We start from the raw sequence: 16599 nt of genomic DNA on the forward strand, positions 1-16599 counted from the left end.
CCGCCGAGCGCGTAGCATCGCGCGATGATCAAGGTGACCGTCGCCCAGGAGCGCAACGACGACCGTGGATTCCTCGCGTGCCTGACTTGCCAGACGACCGCGCGCTCGGGTGAGCTGCTCTTCGCCATCGGCGGGACCAACCGCGAGACGACGATCCTCGCGACGGCAGACGGGCGCAACGTTCACCCGTGCGCGACGCCCACAGCGTCGGGTCTGCGTGGCGGCGTCATCGATAGAGCCGGTCGACTCTGGATCGCCGGCGAATACGGCCTCGTCGCGGTCTCGGACGACGACGGGATGACCTGGAAGCAAACGACCGCCGGGACACGCGGATGCCTCTACGCGATCGCGCACAACGCGCGCGGAGAGCTCGTCGTCTGCGGCGATGACGGCTTCGTGGCAACCTCGCGCGACGGCAAACGGTGGAAGCCGCTGCCCTCAAGATCACCTGCGAGGTCTTTCGAGTCGTGTCTCTCGTCGGCGACGGCGACCGCGACGGCGAAGACTTCCTCCTGCGCGCAGACGGAAAGCTCACGATTTGGAACGGCAAGCGCGCGCTCACCGTCGCGACCGGCTTCAGCAAGGCCCTCACCGGGCTCGTGGAGCGCGATGGGACGCTTTGGCTCGTGGGCGACGCTGGGGCGTGCGCGAAGTCGCTCGACCGCGGGCGCACATGGAAGAAGGTGACGCTGCCTGCGAAGGCGAGCTGGGAAGCCATCGCGCGCGTCGGCGACGAGCTCCTCATCGTCGGCTCGGGCGGGAGCGCGGTGATGACCAAGGGAGGCTCCGACTTCCGCGTACTGAAGACCGGGACCGATGAACACCTCTGGTCGATCTGCGCTGTTGATGGCGGCGCCTTCGTCGGCGGCGACGGCGGGCTGCTCCTCCGCGTCGAAGATCCGAAGAAGCCGCTGTGGGGCAAACGCAAAGACGCCCTCGCCAAGCGGCCGAGGCCCGACGATCGCCACTTCGCGTCCGACCTCTCGAAGTTTCTGCCCACGCGATTCGCCGACTACATCGGCGCGAAGCCGCGCAAGGCGACCGAGCTGAACGACTTCAAGCCCGTGTGGGGCGCAAAGCCGCCGCAAGGGCTCGTGACGCTCACGAACGCGTTCAACAAGCCGAAGCGAGAGCTGCACGAGTGGCGGTACGACGACGGCGGGCTACCCGACCCGCCGAAGGAGACGAACCTCTTCGAGCTCCTCGTCACACGCGACCAGAAGAACTACCTCGGCACGGGGCTCTTCGAGGCCTTCGGCGGGCTCCACTTCATCGGCTACCAGGGCAACGGCGACTACTACCTCATCGAGACGACCCCGAAGGCCAAGGGCGCGCATCAGATCGTTCACTTCGATCACGAGACGTTTGAGTTCTCGCCCTTCGCCGACTCGGCGAACTCCTTCGCGCTCTTCACGAGCGCGTGCACGTCGCAGCGCGACCGACAGCTCTCGGCCGCGGCGTGGAAGCGCGTGGCCGCGTACCTGGCCAAGCGCGTCTCGCCGACGTGGCACTTTCGGTCGTCGCTCGACGGCGCGAAGTTCGGCTACAAGGGCGACTCGACGTCTGCCGCGCGCATCTGGCGAAGCCGGTGGATCATCTACCTCCTCCGGCAAGACGGCGTGGTCGCGATGGAGGACATCCCCGAATACTTCGACGCGCGCTTCAACCCCGTGCTGAAGGAGGAGACGTACAAGAAGGTCGCGGCCAAGTTCGCGCTTCCGCCGGTAGCGCTATGGGGCCTCTGGGCTGCGTTCTTCTTCGACAACCAAAGCTGGCTCGACCGGCTGCTCCCGCTCGCCAAAAAAGAGGACGCGCGGCTGACTCGTGATGCGGCCCGGCTCATCGAGGAGCTCCTCGCGGGTCGAAAGAAGCTCGGCACCATCAAGGACGTTCACAAGCTTCGAAAAGAGTTCCTCGCGCTCGACCTGAACCCTGCGCGCGAAGAGGAGCGCACGAAGGAGAAGCGGAAGGACGCGAAGAAGGACAGCAAAGCGAAGAAGGCGGCCGCCTCGGAGATCGAGGAAGCGGCCAAGCGGAACGAGGACCTCATCGAGCTCGCGTGGGCCCACGTTGGCGATCTCGGCGCACAGGAAGCGTTGTGGAAGCTCGCGCGCCAGCTCCCTTGGATGGAAGACGCCATGCGCCGCCTCGATTGGCTCGCCGCCGAGCCGTGGAACGACCGCGAGAACCTCAGCCTGGACCACGAGCAAGAAGAGGTCATCGAGGTGTTCCTCGAGCGCGTCACTGACAAGGCCCTCACGCTGCTCGTTCCCTTGTGGGTCGGGCACGCGCTCACCGATGGCGTCATGGGCAACGCCAAGCGCGTCGCGTGGCCCCGCTCGCTCCGCCTACTGCGCGATCTCGCGCGGCTCCGGCCCGTCGATCCGCGCGCCGCGGTGGCGCTTCGGCCGCTGCTCGCCAAGGCGGAGCGCTACGAGGGCAAGCGCCAAGCCGTCTTGTGGGCGCTTGGCGCGATGAAAGATCGGGGCTCCGTCGACACGATCGTGAAGCTCCTCGACGTCGCCAAGCCGACGAAGGGCCCCTACTACCTCGACTTCGGCGACGCCGGTGGTTTGACGAAGGCGGCCTTGTGGGCGCTCGGCGAGATCGGCGACCCGAGCGCGGGCGACGCGGTCCTCGGGAAGCTCAAGAAGTGGGGCGCCACGGCCCACGAGATGAATCGGTTCATGGCGCGAGCGCTTCGGACCGTTGGGACGGTGGGCGCGATCGAGACGCTGCTCGACCTTGCGAAGCGGCTCCACAAGGAGACGAACCACGACGAGGGCGTGACCGAGATGCTCTGGACGGCGGCCATCCTGGGCGCCGAAGCGCCGGCCAAGCAGAAGAAGGCCTGGGCCGCCCGCCTGCCAGAGGCGAACGAATACCGGGACAACAGCAACATCGCGCGAGACATCGCCGTACGCGCGTTCACGTCCAAGACGCCGTCGTCGCTGGAGCCGGCGGTGACGCAGATTCTCAAGTCGAGCCCGAACGCATCGAGCTGGGATCGCAAACGCACCGAGCTCGCGCTTCGCGCAGTCCTGCTCGTCCCCGAGCTTCCCATCACCGATGCCGCGCCCTTCGCGAAGGGCGAGGATCTCGCGTTCCGTCGTCAAGCGCGTGCGATCCTCGCGTCGCGCAATCAACCGGTGCCCAACATGGTCGCCATCGACCTCTTCACGCTCGAGGGCACCTCCGACGAGGCGCTCGCGCGCGTGCTCGGTGACGAGCGCTGCCTCTTTCGCTCGCGCGTCGTCGACTACGCGGCTGCGAAGAAGCGCGTCGCGCTCCGGCCCGCCATCGTCGACCGCGTTCGCTCGCTGCTCGAGGTGATTCCCAAAGAGCAACGCGATCTATCGACGGAGGTCGAGTACGCGCTCTTTTGGGCCGTCAAAGCCCTCATCGCACTGGGCCTCGACGACGCGTCGCGGGCCCTCTTCAATGACCTGCTGACGCACCCCAATCGCAACGCGAAAGATCCGGTGCTCCGGTACGCACCGCGCGACCGTGCGCTCACGCCGGGAATGAAGCACGTCTTGGGCGAGAACTGGGCCTGGCAAGCGCAGGCCGCGCGCGAGTGGTTGAAGGCGAAGTAGGCGCGAGCTGGCATCCCCGTCGATGGACGGGGGAAATCGTCCGCGGACAGGCACGCGGAGCCACTCTTCGTGCAGTTTCGTGGGGCACGTCTTGGCCCGGGGTGTGCTGCACGGAGCTTGATGCGGCCGCACGGGCAAGGACGGCACAAGGGCTCTATAGTGAAACGCATGGCCGAAGGCCCTCTGCAAAAGCTCGCGCACGTTCGTCCCGTGCGGCCGCTCGATTTTCCGTCGAGCGAGCCGTGTGAGGAGCACTTGGGCCAGTCGCAACGCCACCTGGAACTATGCTTTCTCCTTTTCGCGCTCTTGAAGCGTCTGGTCGCGCCCGAGCACTCATGCGGCTCCGATCAGTTCGTTTACTGGAACGCCCGGACGAATCGGAGGCAGCTTGCGCCCGACGGTTTTGTGAAGCTTGGTGTCCCGCACGAGACATTCGACTCGTGGAAGACTTGGGAGAAAGGGATCCCCGAGCTTGCCGTGGAGATCTTGAGCCCATCGGACACGCCGGAGCGGTGGGCCTTCGAGGAGAAGCTCGAGCGCTACCACGAGCTCGGCGTGCGTGAGCTCGTGTGCTTCAACGTCGACGCAGAGCCAGGCGAACGCCTCCGCGTTTGGGATCTGATGGAAGGCGACTTGGTCGAGCGCGTCGTCGGCGCGGAGCGCACGCCGTGCTTGACGCTCGGAGCCCTCGACGGCGCCGCCTACGAGTGGCTCGTTGCCCCGGCCGAGGCGTGCCCCGCGGCGCTACGGCTCGCGCGAGAAGGCGAGCTCGTCCTCTTCGACTCGGAGGAGCTTGCAGAAGAGCGGCAGCGACGTGTTGAAGAGCAGCGGCGAACGGAGGCCGCGCTCGCGCGCGTGCGGGAGCTCGAGGCCGAGCTTTCCCGGCGCGGGGGCTGAGGGCACGCGACGGCCGACGCCGCTCCGGCGCGGCTATCGCGCGCCCTCACGGGACAAATTCGGCCTAACCACGTGGGGCCGAGGGAGACATTGTCGGTGCGTCCGTAACACCTCGCCAAGAGGTTCCCCACGATGCGTCATGCGTTCATCTCCACGTCGCTCCTTGTTGTGTCGTCCTTGCTCCTCGGCGCGTGTGCCGCCGATTCCGAGTCGACCGCGGACGACCTCGGGGTCGACGAGGGCGCGAAGAAGGTTAAGACGAAGGACGGCGAGAAGCTCGGTGTCTTGCTCCTGAGCCGCGCGTCGGGCGTGACGAACGTGATCAGCGGCGAGCGCGGCAGCTTCGCTGGAACGTCACTCGCCGTGGGCGTTCCTTCGCGCATGAACCCCGCCACCGGCTGCGTTCGCTTCGCGACGAGCGGCCTCACGGCCGAGTCGGAGCGCTGCAACGTGGACGTGAAGAAGGCCACCACGACGGAGCTCAAGCTCGCGGCGCTGCAGGCTCGCTACGACGTTCAGTCAGACTCCGGAAAGCTCCGCGTCGACTTCGGCCCCAAGGCCCAGCTCGTTGTGTCGCAGAAGCAACAGAGCGGCCTTCAGGTGGTCAGCACGGGCGAGCGCGCGCTGCTCCGGCACCCCGGCGCGGCCCTCGTCTCGCTCCTCGACGGCGAATACACGTTCGCGCTCGGCCCGAAGGTGCTCGGCGAGCGCGTCGTCAAGCTGGCGCCGAACTCGACCACCGACCTTGATCTGACGCCCGCCACCGATCCGCGCGCAACCCTCGAGATCAAGTGGCCCACGCGCGAGAACCCCGACGCGAGCCACGCGAACTATCCGCACTGCGCCATGAACCACGCGTACCTCGTGCAGCGGTCGCTGGCCTTCGAAGGCAACGGCTCGCCAGGTTCTGGCGGCGGCGAGGGTGTCGAAGCGGCGCGAAAGCTCCCCATCCAAGCGAGCGGCCCGCAGGCCGACGCCACGTTCAAGGTGTTTCCGTTCGTAAGCGCCGAGGCGCCGCGCCACTACGAGGTCGTCGTCAACAACCTCATCGTTTCCGTCGACGCGCAGCCGGGCCAGAAGATCACCGTCCCCGTCGAGCGGCTCGACATCGACGACGTCGAGGTCGAGACCGAGACCGGCGCGACGCGCACCGTCAAGGGCACCTACCAAGTCTTCCGTCAGGAGAAGAACGGGTCGTTCCGAGCGGTCACGCTTTGGGATCGGAGCATGAACTGCGGCAACGTTGCGAACCTCCTCACCACGTACTCGACGGGCACCGGCCTCGATGTCCCCGCGGGCACGTATCGCGTCGTTGTGAGCTACACGACGGCCGAAGGCGCGAAGAGCAAAGAGCAGCTCGTCACGGTGCCGTGAGGGGAGCGAGAGACTCTCAGCGCCGGCGTGAAGGCGCCTACTTTCCCTACTCAAGCCCCGGCACGAACGCGCTGCTGTTGGCGTTCAAGAGTCGGCCGTCGGCTAGGAGAACGAACGGGGTGCTCCCGGCGAGAGGGGAGCGGGCACTGAGCGATCGGCGGTGTCGCCGGCGTCGGGCACTGCACTGCGACTGACTGACCGCACCTGGGTTGATTTCCGCGCGACTGACCGGACCCGGGTTGACTGCCGTGGGCGGCGGCGCCACCGGCACAAGCGGGGTGACGCAAGCCGCGGTCCCGTCGCAAGTAGCCCCGCAGAACCCGTGGACACGCTGGTCGACGCTCGCGCAACCGCTGTGGGCACGGGGCGCGTGCCCTGCCGGTCACGGCGAGCCATTGTGGTTCCATCGCGCGCGCTCGCGAGAGGCGCACTGCGCTTTCGGACATCGGCGTGAGCCGTGCGGGGCGCGGTTAGGCAGGTCTACGTTTGCGCGGCGGGTTGGCAGCGCACGCCCAAGGCAGCGAAGCGATAGGTGCCCTCTGGGAACACGGTGCTCTCACCCGCGATCCATCGGAGTCGTGCGTCGCGGTAGGCCTTTCCGGAAGCCGCGGAGCGCCGAGAGCTCTTGGCGCCGCCGCTCTTTTGTTGCGACAGGCCACATGGGGCCGGAGCTTGCGGCGAGGCTCGACGGTACGCGGCCTGCTCGTCGGCGCCGTGCCGAGCACGGCCTTGCGTCCAAGCACGCGTCGCCCCGTCTTCGCGCGCCGCGCTTTCGCCGCGTCCTCTTCCGCACGGACCGCAGCGGCGATCTTGTCGGCCCATTCCTTGGCCGCGAGGTGCTCGAAGCCGTCAATGGGCTCGATGCGAAGGGTCACCTCTTTCGGCATCGGGCCGTCTTCCGGAAGAAGCCGCGTGGGCGCTTGATGGTCCTCGTCGTGCCGCGAAGATGTTGGCCGAACGACGACGCACCGGGCCACTCGGCGACTCGCTCGACGAGGTTGTCAGCGACGGGGTTGCAGAGAACGTAGATGAGCTTGTCGAAGCGGTCTTGGGCCTCGACAAGGTAAACGGCGTTGGGCTGCTCGGTGGCCCAGAGGTTTTCCCAGCGACCCCAATGCGCGTTGAGGGCCTTGGCGATCATCTTATGGAAGTGGGCGAAGAACTCGGGGTAGTTCCCGAGGTTGTCCCGAACGAGCAGGTGCTGGTGGTTGCTCATCGCGATGAAGCCATGCAGCGTGATCTTGTAGCGCTCGCACGCCTCCGCGAGGCAGTAGAGGTAGATCTGCTCGACGCGCGCATCGGGACGAAGCAGGTGCTGCCGCTGCGTGCAGCGGCGACTGGTGAGGTACGTGCGACCGGCGACGACCTGACGGGGAAGCGTCATGAACGTCACATCGGCAGCGATGCGAAAGAAGTTGCGTCGTCGGGACGATAAAGGAACCCAGGACGGGCTTTTGCAGGCCTTTGGCCGGACGATAAAGGAACCCAGGACGGGCCTTTGGCCTACGGGCACCGCCTCTGACCGCCCGTGGTGACGGAGGCTGCCGGGAGCCTTGCGGCTTCGACCGATCGGGGCGCGGGGACTCCGCGGGCACTCCGCCCCCCTGTGTTCCCCAAAGCACACCGCGACTCCCGGGGCTTTGAGTCTGGTCAGATCCAGCAACGGCCGCGACGTACGCTGAAATCCGCGGCGCCAAGGCTTGCAGGCATGCCAGTCCCGCCGGCACGACGGTTGCGTAGTTCACCACCATGACGCGCATCCCTGCCCTCGCCCCGTTCATCCTCCTCGTCGCTTGCGGCGGCAGCTCGCCCGAAGAGGGCGCGCCCAGCGACACCGAGCAAGCGCTGCAACAGGGCTCGAACACCGTGCTCCAAAGCCCCGCAGACAAGAACGGCGTCAGCGCGGAGTTCAAGTTTCGCATCGAGGCGACGGGCGAAAAGCGCGTCGCCCGCGTCAGCGCGAGCCGCGGCGCGGCGACCGCCGATCTCGCGTGCACCCAGCTCACCAACATCCACACCACGCCCTCGGAAGACGAGGTCGTCACCACGTGCGAGGAGCAGATCCAGCCGGGCTACGAATACGTCAGCGTCTACTTTCGCTTTCGTCCTTCGTCCAAGCGCTTCACCTACGACGTGATCGCGAGCCACCCGACCAAGCTCACGCAGCACCAGCGCGAGCTCTACCAACTCTTCGCCGGCAAGGACGTCGAGTCGCTGCCGCCCGAGCCCCCGGGCCAGCGTTACGTCAGCCACCGCGAGGAGGCCGACAAGCTCACGCTCCGGACGAAGACCCGCGCCACCGATCCGTTCTCCGATCCCATCGCGCTCGCGTCGGCGGTCCACGACGGCATGCGCGGGCCGCTTGGCGCCACGGCGAAAGATCGCGAAAAGGGCGTCGACTACACGGTCGAGCGCGTGACGACGTACACGGACTTCGAGACGCTCGTGTATTCGGTGCACGTGCAAGGGCGCAACGCGGGCGCCGATGTTCGGTGGCACAGCAACTACAGCATGAAGGTCTCGGTGCTCGCGTCCCCCGGTGCGCTCCGCTCGACCGACGAGATCGCGACGGCGCTGAAGGGCCTCGTCGCGGCCTTCTGAGCGACGCCGCCGCCCGTCTTCGCTCCGGCGGCGCACCGCGGTTCCGATTGTCTTCGCCCGCCATCTTTGGCATCACGCCTCGATGCTCTCCGCGCTCCGCTCGTTTGTGTGGCGCCAGTGGGAGTCGATCGACACCGAATACCGCACCGAGCGCCTGCCCAGCGGCAAGGCCGCGGCAGTGCTCCTCACCGTCGCCGTGGGCCTCATCTTGCCGACCTACCTGGGCAAGCCCACGAGCGTCCTCCAATGGGAGCGCGCGCGCCTCGCCATCGACACCCTCGAGGCGGGCCCGATGCGTGAGCTCATCCCGCACGTCTATTGGGCGCTCTTCAAGCTCGTGAACTACTTCCTGGTGCCCGTGCTCTGCATCAAGCTGGTGCTCAAGGAGCGCGTCGCCGACTTCGGTTTCTCGCTCAAACACAGTCGCCGCGTGTGGGCCTTGTACGCTGCGATGGTCATGCTCGCCTTGCCGCTGGCGTACCTAGCCTCGCACAGCGCGGCGTTCCTTCGCACCTACCCGAAGTTCCCCGGCGCCGGTCACTCGTGGACGCTCTTTTTCACGTGGGAGCTGGCCTACGGCCTCCAGTTCTTTCTCCTCGAGTTCTTCTTCCGCGGCTTCATGCTCTTCGCGCTCGCGCGGTACGTGGGCTCGCTCGCCATCGCCATCATGGTCGTCCCGTACGCGATGATTCACTTCGGCAAGCCCGCGGCCGAGTGCGTCGGCTCCGTCTTCGCGGGCCTCGTACTGGGCACCATCGCCCTTCGCACGCGCTCCATTTACGGCGGCGTCATGGTGCACTGCGCCGTCGCCTGGAGCATGGATGCCTTCGCGCTGCTCCAGAAGGGCCAGCTTCCTCGGTAGCCTTCCTCGCCAGCCTTTCTCGCTAGGACCCCTCCTTGCGAGCCATTCGTCTCACGCGCCCGACGAACCGCGCGGCGCGGCGCGCGCAAGAGCGGCGAGGCCTAGCAGGCCGACGGCCATCAGGAGCGTCGCTGTGATGCGCCCCGTGCTCCCGACTCCCCAGGTGCCGCGCTCGAGATCGCCACGAAACGACTCGATGACGAAGCGAAGCACGCCCTCGGCGAAGAGCCACGCGAAGAGCGTGATGCCGGGCCGCTTCTGGCCTACGCGGAGCGGCGGACTCGCAAGGACGAGCGCGAGCAGGAGGTGCGCCGCTCCGTCCACGAGCTGCACGGGAAAGAGCGGAACGTGGAGCGGCGTGTGCGCGATGGCGTGGGCTCGCTCGCTCGTGAAGACGATCGACCAAGGGCCGTCGTCGGGGCGCCCGTAACAACAGCCCGCGAGAAAGCAGCCAAGGCGCCCCACGCCCTGACCGAGCGCGACCGGCGCGCCGCACCAATCGAGCACGCGAAGGTTGCCCAGGCCCATGCGGCGACTGAGCCAGACGCTCGCGGCGATGCCCCCAAAGATTCCGCCGTGCACGACCCCGGCGGCGCGCCACGAACCGAGAGACTGCCCGGCGAAGAGCGCCACGAAGACCCCAAGCGCCTTGGCGCCGACGAGCCCCCACCGATCTGCACCACAGCGCCTTCAAAGCTGGACGCCGGGCCCACGCCGAGGCCACGACCGAGCCTCATGAACAAGAGCGCAGCGGAGGCGACGGCCAAGACCAACGCGACCCCGTAGGAGCCGAGAGGCCAGGCGCGCTCACCGAAGGTGAAGGTCCAGAGGATCGGGTGCATCGGCGTTTGGCGCCTCGGGGCGCCGTCCGCTTCTAGCACCGACGCAAGAGCCCGACACGCCGAGCGAAATCCACGCGCGCAGCCGGCCATGCGCCGGGCCGCGCGGCCCGCCACCGGGGCCATCGTTCGAGCGTTACGCCGCGCCCCCGAGCGAGGGCAAAAAGGGCGATACTGGCGCTTATGGGCTTCGACGAAGGAACCACCGCGCTGTTGCGCTCAGCCGACGCGAGCGCGGCCGTGCTGTCGCCATCCGTCCGCATCGTGATCACCGGCGGCCCCGACAAGGGCCAAGACCGCCTCATCACCGATCTCGCGCATCGACGGGTTCTCGTCGGCAAGGGCGAGCTCGCCGAGCTTCGCCTCACCGACCCGACGGTCTCGCGCCGTCACTTGGCGCTCGAGCTCGACGAGAGCGGCGGCGTCGTGCTCACCGATCTGGGCTCGAGCAACGGGACCTTCGTCGGCAACCTCCGCGTCCGCGAGGCGACGCTCACGGGGACCGAGACGGTGCGCCTCGGCGCGACGCTGATGCAGATCGCCCTCGAAGGCGCCGCGGGCCCCGTCTCGGCGTCGACGTCCGCGAACTTCGGCGCCGTCATCGGCGGAAGCCCGCCGATGCGCCGCATGTACAGCGAAGCCGAGCGCCTCGCGCCCCTCGACGTTCCGCTCCTGCTCGAGGGCGAAGCGGGGACCGGCAAGGCGCTCTTGGCAGAGGCGATTCACGAGGCCAGCGCCCGCCGCGGCGGGCCGCTCTTGGTCTTCGACCGCGGCGAGATGCCCGCCACAGCCCTGGAGCGTGAGCTCTTCGGCTCGGACGATCGCGGCCCCGAGCCCGGCCTCTTGGAGCGCGCACGCGGCGGCACCCTCGTCATCACGGAGATTTCCGCCCTCGATCTGCCCACGCAGCTCCGCCTCCTTCGCGCCCTCGAGACGAAGTCGGTGCGGCGCATCGGCGGCACCACCAGCCAGCCCATCGACGCCCGCTTGATCGCGACCACGCGCCGCGACCTCGACCGTGCCGTGCAAGAGCGCGCCTTTCGCGAAGAGCTGCTCTTGGCGCTCTCGGCGGGGCGCATCGAGGTGCCCCCGCTCCGCAAGCGGCGAGGCGATCTTCCTTTGCTCGCGAAGTTCTTTTGGCTTCGCTTCGGCGGCAGCGCGTCCACCCTCTCGCCAGACTTTCTTCAGCGCCTCGACCAACACTCGCTCCGCGGGAACGTGCGGCAGCTCGCAGCGCTCGTCGCTGAGGAGCTGGCCGGCGGCCGCGCCGACGGCGCCACGGCTGCGCCCGACGCGTCCGACGGCGCCGACGCGGACTCCGAGTCCGCGAAGGACATCCTCGACGCCATCGTCCAAAAGGGCCTCGCCTTCGCGCCGGCTCGGCAGCTCATGAACGCCGAGTTCGAGCGCCGCTACCTCAAACACATGCTGGCGCTCCACAAAGGCAACGTCTCGCGCGCCGCCGCGGCGTCGGGCATCTCGCGACGGTACTTCTATCGGCTCCAGGCCAAGGACGCGTAACCGCTCGCGCCGCGCTGGCGCTATGATGACGCTCCATGCTCGTCGCGGAGCGCATCGGCGACTTCCTCGCCTTCCCTGCCTTTGCCAAGGGCAGCAGCGCTTCGGTGCACCTGGCTCGTCTCGTCCGCACCACGGGCTTTCAGCGCCTCGTGGTGCTCAAGCGCCTCCACAAGACGCTCGTCCACGACAAGGAGGCCGCGGCGCGGCTGCTCTCGGAGGCGCGCCTCGCATCGCGCGTCCGCAGCCCTTACGTGGTCCCCATCCTCGACGTCGTCACGACGCCGGGCGCCCTCTGCCTGGTCATGGAGCTCGTGCAGGGTGTCACGCTAGGGCGGCTCATGGAGCTGGCCATCGAGCGCAGCAAGCTCCTCGAGCCTTCTGTCGTCGTCGCCATCTTCGGCAACGTCCTCCGGGGCCTCCACACGGCGCACGAGGCCGTGGGGGAAGACCGGCAGCCGCTCGGGCTGGTTCATCGCGACGTCGCGCCAGGCAACGTCTTGGTCGGCGCCGACGGCCTCGCGCGCGTCCTCGACTTCGGCATCGCGAAGGCGCTCGGCGACGCGCGCGCGACGGCCACGGGAGAGGTCCGCGGCACGCTGGCGTACATGTCCCCGGAGCAGCTGCGCGGAGCGCCGGTGACGCGGCTGACGGACATCTATTCGGCGGGCGCGCTTTGTTGGGAGGCGCTCACAGGCAAACGGCTCCGCGAAGACGCGAACGCGACGGCGGCGCTCCTTTCGAGCGAAGGCGCGGTGACGCCCCCGAGCCAACTCCGCGAGGGCCTGTCGGCGACCCTCGACGAGGTCCTCCTCCGCGCGCTCAAGAACGAGCCCTCGCAGCGGTTCCCGTCGGCGAACGCCATGGCCGCGGCGCTCGAAGCGGCCCTCCCGCCGGCGGCGACCGACGACGTCATCAAGGTCCTTGAAGAGCTCGCCTTCGACGATCTCGATCGCCTCCGCGAGCAGGTCACGGCCTGCGAGGCCTACGTCCACGACGCCACCGACGGCGACCGCGAAACCGCGCGCCAAGATCCGGGGCCGGCGGAGAACGACGTCGAGGCGTGGCCCGTCTTCGAAGGCGCCCTCGTCGCAGGCAAGTACCGCGTCGAGCGCGTACTCGGCCGCGGCGGCATGGGCGTCGTGCTCGGCGCGAAGCACATCGAGCTCGGCGAGCTCGTGGCCATCAAGGTCATCAAAGGCGGCATCGACGACACGACGGCGGAGCGCTTCGTGCGCGAAGCGCGCGCCGCCTCACGGGTGAAGGGCGAACACGTCGTCCGTGTCATCGACGTCGGCCGCGAGCGCGGCGTGCCGTACCTCGTCATGGAGCGCCTTGAAGGCGGCGACCTCCGCTCGGTGCTCGCGGCGTGGGGCCCGCTCGCCATCGACGAAGCGGTGCTCTATGTGCTGCACGCATGCGAAGCGCTCGCCGAGGCCCACTCGCTCGGCATCGTGCACCGCGACTTGAAGCCCGCGAACCTCTTCCTCGGCCGCCACCCCGACGGCTCGCCGCTCGTCAAGGTACTCGACTTCGGCATCGCCAAGACGCAGCCCGAGGGCGGCGAAGATCACATCTCGCTGACGGCCACACGCGACGTGCTCGGCTCGCCGGCGTACATGTCCCCGGAGCAGATCCGAAGGCCCAAAGACGTCGACGCGCGCGCCGACATCTGGGCGCTCGGCGTCGTGCTGTACGAGCTATTGACGGGGAAGCATCCGTTCTTCGACGAAAACTCCATGGCCGTCCTCGCGCGCATCTACGCCGAGGATCCGACGCCGATCCGCGACTTGCGGCCCGACGTCCCGAGCGGACTCGTGGCCGTCGTCGCGCGGTGCCTCAAGAAGGACGTCGACGCGCGCTTTGCCAACGTGGCCGAGCTTGCGGCGGCGCTCGAGCCGTTCGCTCCCGCGGGCCAGGTGTCGACGGGCCGCATCAAGCGCATGTCGCTGGCGCCCGCCGCGAACGCCGCGCCGACGATCTTTCGCGACGGGCCTTCAGCGAAGTCCGATCGAGCGCGCAGCCGGCGCGCGATGGCCTTGGTGGCCCTCGCCCTCGTCGCCGCGGCCGGTGTGGTGACGGCGATGACGCTCGGACCCAAGAGCGGCGCCGCGACGAGCAACGACCCGCCGAAGCGCCTGATGTTCGGCGACGCGGCGACCGAAACGCCGGTCGCGCGCGAAGCCGCGCGTGACGCGGAGGCATTGGCTCCATCGGGAGGCGAAACGCCGGGCCCACGACCAAGCGCACCGCCGGGACAAGCCGGCTCGATCGGAGTCGCGGGCTCCACCGGGGCGGGGCCCGCGGCCGCGCACTCGGCGCCGGTCGCTTCACCGCAAGCGCTCCCGCAAGGCCAGAAGCCGCGGCCGCCGAAGGCTGGCGTCACGCCGCCCGCGGCCGGTTCGACGGAGACGGAGCCCAAAGAGCCGCCCCGGCCCGCAACGCCACCGCCGAGCGTGCCCAGCGCGCCGACGCCGCGCAGCGATCCGGCGGCCGACTTTCGCTGACCGATTCGCCCGCCGCCGCCGCCGCCGAGGCCGACTGTCGCCCTGCCGATACGCGGTCCTTTCTCGTCCGCCAAACGTGAAGCGCGGCGCCTTGGCCTGCTAGCATCGGCCCCCGATGGCAGCGCGAGCTCGAACGGTGGCCCTGCGAGGGTTCGGCTTCGGCTTCGCGCTCGCGTTCACCATCGCCGACGCCACCCGCGCCGCCGCGCAGGAGCCCACCGAGCCGGCCGCTGCACCGGCCGCAACTGCCGCACCTTCTTCCGCAGCGCCGCCGCGCGACGAGAACGCCGAGCTCGCAGAAAGACTCTTCGCGGAAGGCCGAGACCTCGCCGCTCGCGGCGACAGCGTGAGCGCGTGCCTGCGCTTCGCCGCCAGCCGAAAGCTCGAGCCGCGGGCCGTGGGCCCGACCCTCAACCTTGCACTATGCAAGGAAAACCTCGCGGAGTACGCCACCGCCGCCGAGCTCTTTCGCGACGTGGTCGCACGCTCCGCCGGGAGTCGCCCCGATCGCGTGGAGCTCGCCGAAGCGCACCTCCGCGCCATCGAGCCGCGCATCCCGACGCTTCGCATCGTCGTCGATGGCCGCATTCAAGGCGCGCGCCTCGAGCTCGACGGAGCGCCGCTCGCGCCGGGAGCCTTCGCCACGGAGACGCCCATCGACGGCGGCTCGCACACGCTCATCGTGCAGGTGCCCGGGCAAGCGCTCTCACGTTTTGTCTTCGACGTTGAACGCGTTCGCGGGCGCGCGGCCATCCAGGTCACGGCGCCCGACCCGCCCCGGACGTCCCCCTTCCCGCTCGTCCTCGGCGCCGTGGGTGCCCTGGCCCTCGCTGGCGGTGTCGGCCTCGGCGTCTCGCTCGCCGTTCGCTGCGGAGGCCTGGCGCAAGACACCTGCAGCGCGGCCAACGGCCTGCCCGACGATCGGCGGAGCGCGAAGCTCGAGGACTTGAAGACACAGGGCGTCATCTCGACGGTCGCCATTGGCGTCGGCGTCATCGCCACGACGGCCGCGGCGGTGATCCTCGTGGGCAACAAGAAGGAGCGGAACGTCGGCGTGCGATTGGCCGCCCAAGGCGTGGGGGTCGCCGCTTTTGGAGCGTTCTAGCGATCGCGCGGTCGGCCGGTGGCGCGCTGCGCGAGCTGTCGTCGTCACGACGGCGGCGCTGGCCACAGGTGCTCTCGGCGTCGCGGCGTGCCTCGTGAACTTCAAAACCATAAATCCCGTCGCCGCCGCCGACGCTGCCGTCGGGCCGAGCACTGCGCCGCCCGATCCTTGCGCGGCGCTCCCGGCGCGTCGCGACGGCGGCGCCCTCGCCGCGACGGCGAATGTGCCGCCGATCCTGTTTGCGGCTTACACCTTCGCGCTCAAAGCCGACGGCGATCCGTTGCTCTGCGACGAGCCGGGTTTCGACATCGACGGTATCGACACGGGGCCACCCGGCGTCTGCGACAACCCCGCGTGCCGCGCGTTGCCATCGACCGGCGTGCACAACAGCGCAAAGTGCGACGCGCCCGGCGGCGTCGACAACGCGGGCCTCACCCTCTTCAACAAGGTCGCACAAGTTCCTGGCGCCGCGCCCCAGCTAAAGGCCGTCACGATCAACGACTACGTACGGCGCGGCCTGCTCAATCTGTTGGTCGAGTTGACCGACTACAACGGCCAGGAGGAAGACGATCAGGTCACGGCGAACTTCTACCTGTCGTCGGGCATGGACGGCATCACCGCGAAGCCGAACGGCCTGAAGGAGGTCGTGGCGCTGCCCCTCGTTTGGGACGGCACCCAACCGGACACCGCGTGGGTCGTCGACGAACGGTCGGTGCGCTCGGAAGGACGCTTTGTGTTTCCGCGTCAAACGGCGACCGGCTACGTGCGCCAGGGACTCCTCGCGATTCCGTCGACGGGGAGCGGCGTCACGCCCTCTCTCTTCGGCGAGCCGACGACCTTCGACGACGGGGTCTTTCTGGCTCGGATCGAGCGCGATGGCGGCCGCTATCGGCTAACCCACGGGCGCATGGGCATGCGGCTGCCGAGTCGAGTGTTCTTGAACAGCATCGGCCGCTTCGTCTCCGGCGCCGCGCAGCTCTGCGACAAGCCGAACGCAGGTCCCTACGCGATCCTCCGCGACGTCGTCTGCGGCTACCTCGACCTCCCAACAGGGCCCGTCAACCCGAACGTCGATTGCGACACGTTGTCCTTTTCGCTGGCCTTCCTCGCCACCGAGGCGCGGCTGGCCTTGACGGAGAGCTCGGAGCTCAAGCTTGGCCAGACGTTTGTCGGTGCGAAACCGGCGTGCCCCGACGACGCGGGAACCGAGTGGTGCGACGACTGCGCGTGGCCCGAGACGCGGCGCTGCGCCGCGACCGACGGCGGCATTCGGTGAGCGCGCGCGCCCCCCGGACGCCGC

General features: G+C 68.8%; 11 protein-coding genes. 9 read left to right on the forward strand and 2 right to left on the reverse strand.

Annotated elements, in window-relative coordinates; translation table 11 throughout:
- Positions 1-422: 422 nt before the first annotated feature.
- From IPG50_17675 to IPG50_17685, 3 genes are all read left to right on the forward strand, one after another.
- Positions 423-3596, forward strand: coding sequence for a hypothetical protein (locus tag IPG50_17675; GenBank protein ID MBK6694012.1), 3174 nt, complete (start codon positions 423-425; stop codon positions 3594-3596).
- A gap of 255 nt (positions 3597-3851) precedes the next feature.
- Positions 3852-4493: a Uma2 family endonuclease gene (locus tag IPG50_17680; GenBank protein MBK6694013.1), complete on the forward strand. Its 642-nt coding sequence runs from the start codon at positions 3852-3854 to the stop codon at positions 4491-4493.
- 132 nt (positions 4494-4625) lie between these two features.
- Positions 4626-5867, forward strand: a complete 1242-nt coding sequence (locus IPG50_17685) for a hypothetical protein (GenBank protein MBK6694014.1) — start codon at positions 4626-4628, stop codon at positions 5865-5867.
- Between the two features lie 871 nt (positions 5868-6738).
- Here IPG50_17685 and IPG50_17690 read toward each other — a convergent pair.
- Positions 6739-7251: a hypothetical protein gene (locus IPG50_17690; GenBank protein ID MBK6694015.1), complete on the reverse strand. Its 513-nt coding sequence runs from the start codon at positions 7249-7251 to the stop codon at positions 6739-6741.
- 365 nt (positions 7252-7616) lie between these two features.
- Between IPG50_17690 and IPG50_17695 the strand changes: the two genes are divergently transcribed.
- Both IPG50_17695 and IPG50_17700 read left to right on the forward strand, forming a co-directional pair.
- Positions 7617-8468, forward strand: a complete 852-nt coding sequence (locus IPG50_17695; GenBank protein MBK6694016.1) for a hypothetical protein — start codon at positions 7617-7619, stop codon at positions 8466-8468.
- Between the two features lie 82 nt (positions 8469-8550).
- Positions 8551-9330, forward strand: coding sequence for a CPBP family intramembrane metalloprotease (locus IPG50_17700; GenBank protein ID MBK6694017.1), 780 nt, complete (start codon positions 8551-8553; stop codon positions 9328-9330).
- Positions 9331-9381: 51 nt separating this feature from the next.
- On the opposite strand, the gene IPG50_17705 is transcribed toward IPG50_17700, so the two are convergent.
- Positions 9382-9963, reverse strand: coding sequence for a prolipoprotein diacylglyceryl transferase (locus IPG50_17705; protein ID MBK6694018.1), 582 nt, complete (start codon positions 9961-9963; stop codon positions 9382-9384).
- 389 nt (positions 9964-10352) lie between these two features.
- Here IPG50_17705 and IPG50_17710 point away from each other — a divergent pair, with 389 nt between their 5' ends.
- The 4 genes from IPG50_17710 to IPG50_17725 all read left to right on the forward strand — a co-directional run bounded on the left by IPG50_17710 (position 10353) and on the right by IPG50_17725 (position 16575).
- A complete protein-coding gene (locus tag IPG50_17710; GenBank protein MBK6694019.1) occupies positions 10353-11690 on the forward strand; it encodes a sigma 54-dependent Fis family transcriptional regulator in 1338 nt (445 codons plus the stop codon).
- A gap of 35 nt (positions 11691-11725) precedes the next feature.
- On the forward strand, positions 11726-14194 hold the full coding sequence (locus tag IPG50_17715) for a protein kinase (protein MBK6694020.1): 2469 nt from the start codon (positions 11726-11728) through the stop codon (positions 14192-14194).
- A gap of 115 nt (positions 14195-14309) precedes the next feature.
- Entirely contained in the window at positions 14310-15299 is a 990-nt protein-coding gene (locus IPG50_17720; GenBank protein MBK6694021.1) for a hypothetical protein, read from the forward strand.
- Positions 15300-15393: 94 nt separating this feature from the next.
- Positions 15394-16575 (forward strand): hypothetical protein, encoded by a 1182-nt coding sequence (locus tag IPG50_17725; GenBank protein MBK6694022.1) that lies wholly within the window; start codon positions 15394-15396, stop codon positions 16573-16575.
- The last annotated feature ends 24 nt before the right edge of the window (positions 16576-16599 follow it).

It is taken from the genome of Myxococcales bacterium, from assembly GCA_016703425.1.
Classification (GTDB): Bacteria; Myxococcota_A; Polyangia; order Polyangiales; family Polyangiaceae; genus JADJCA01.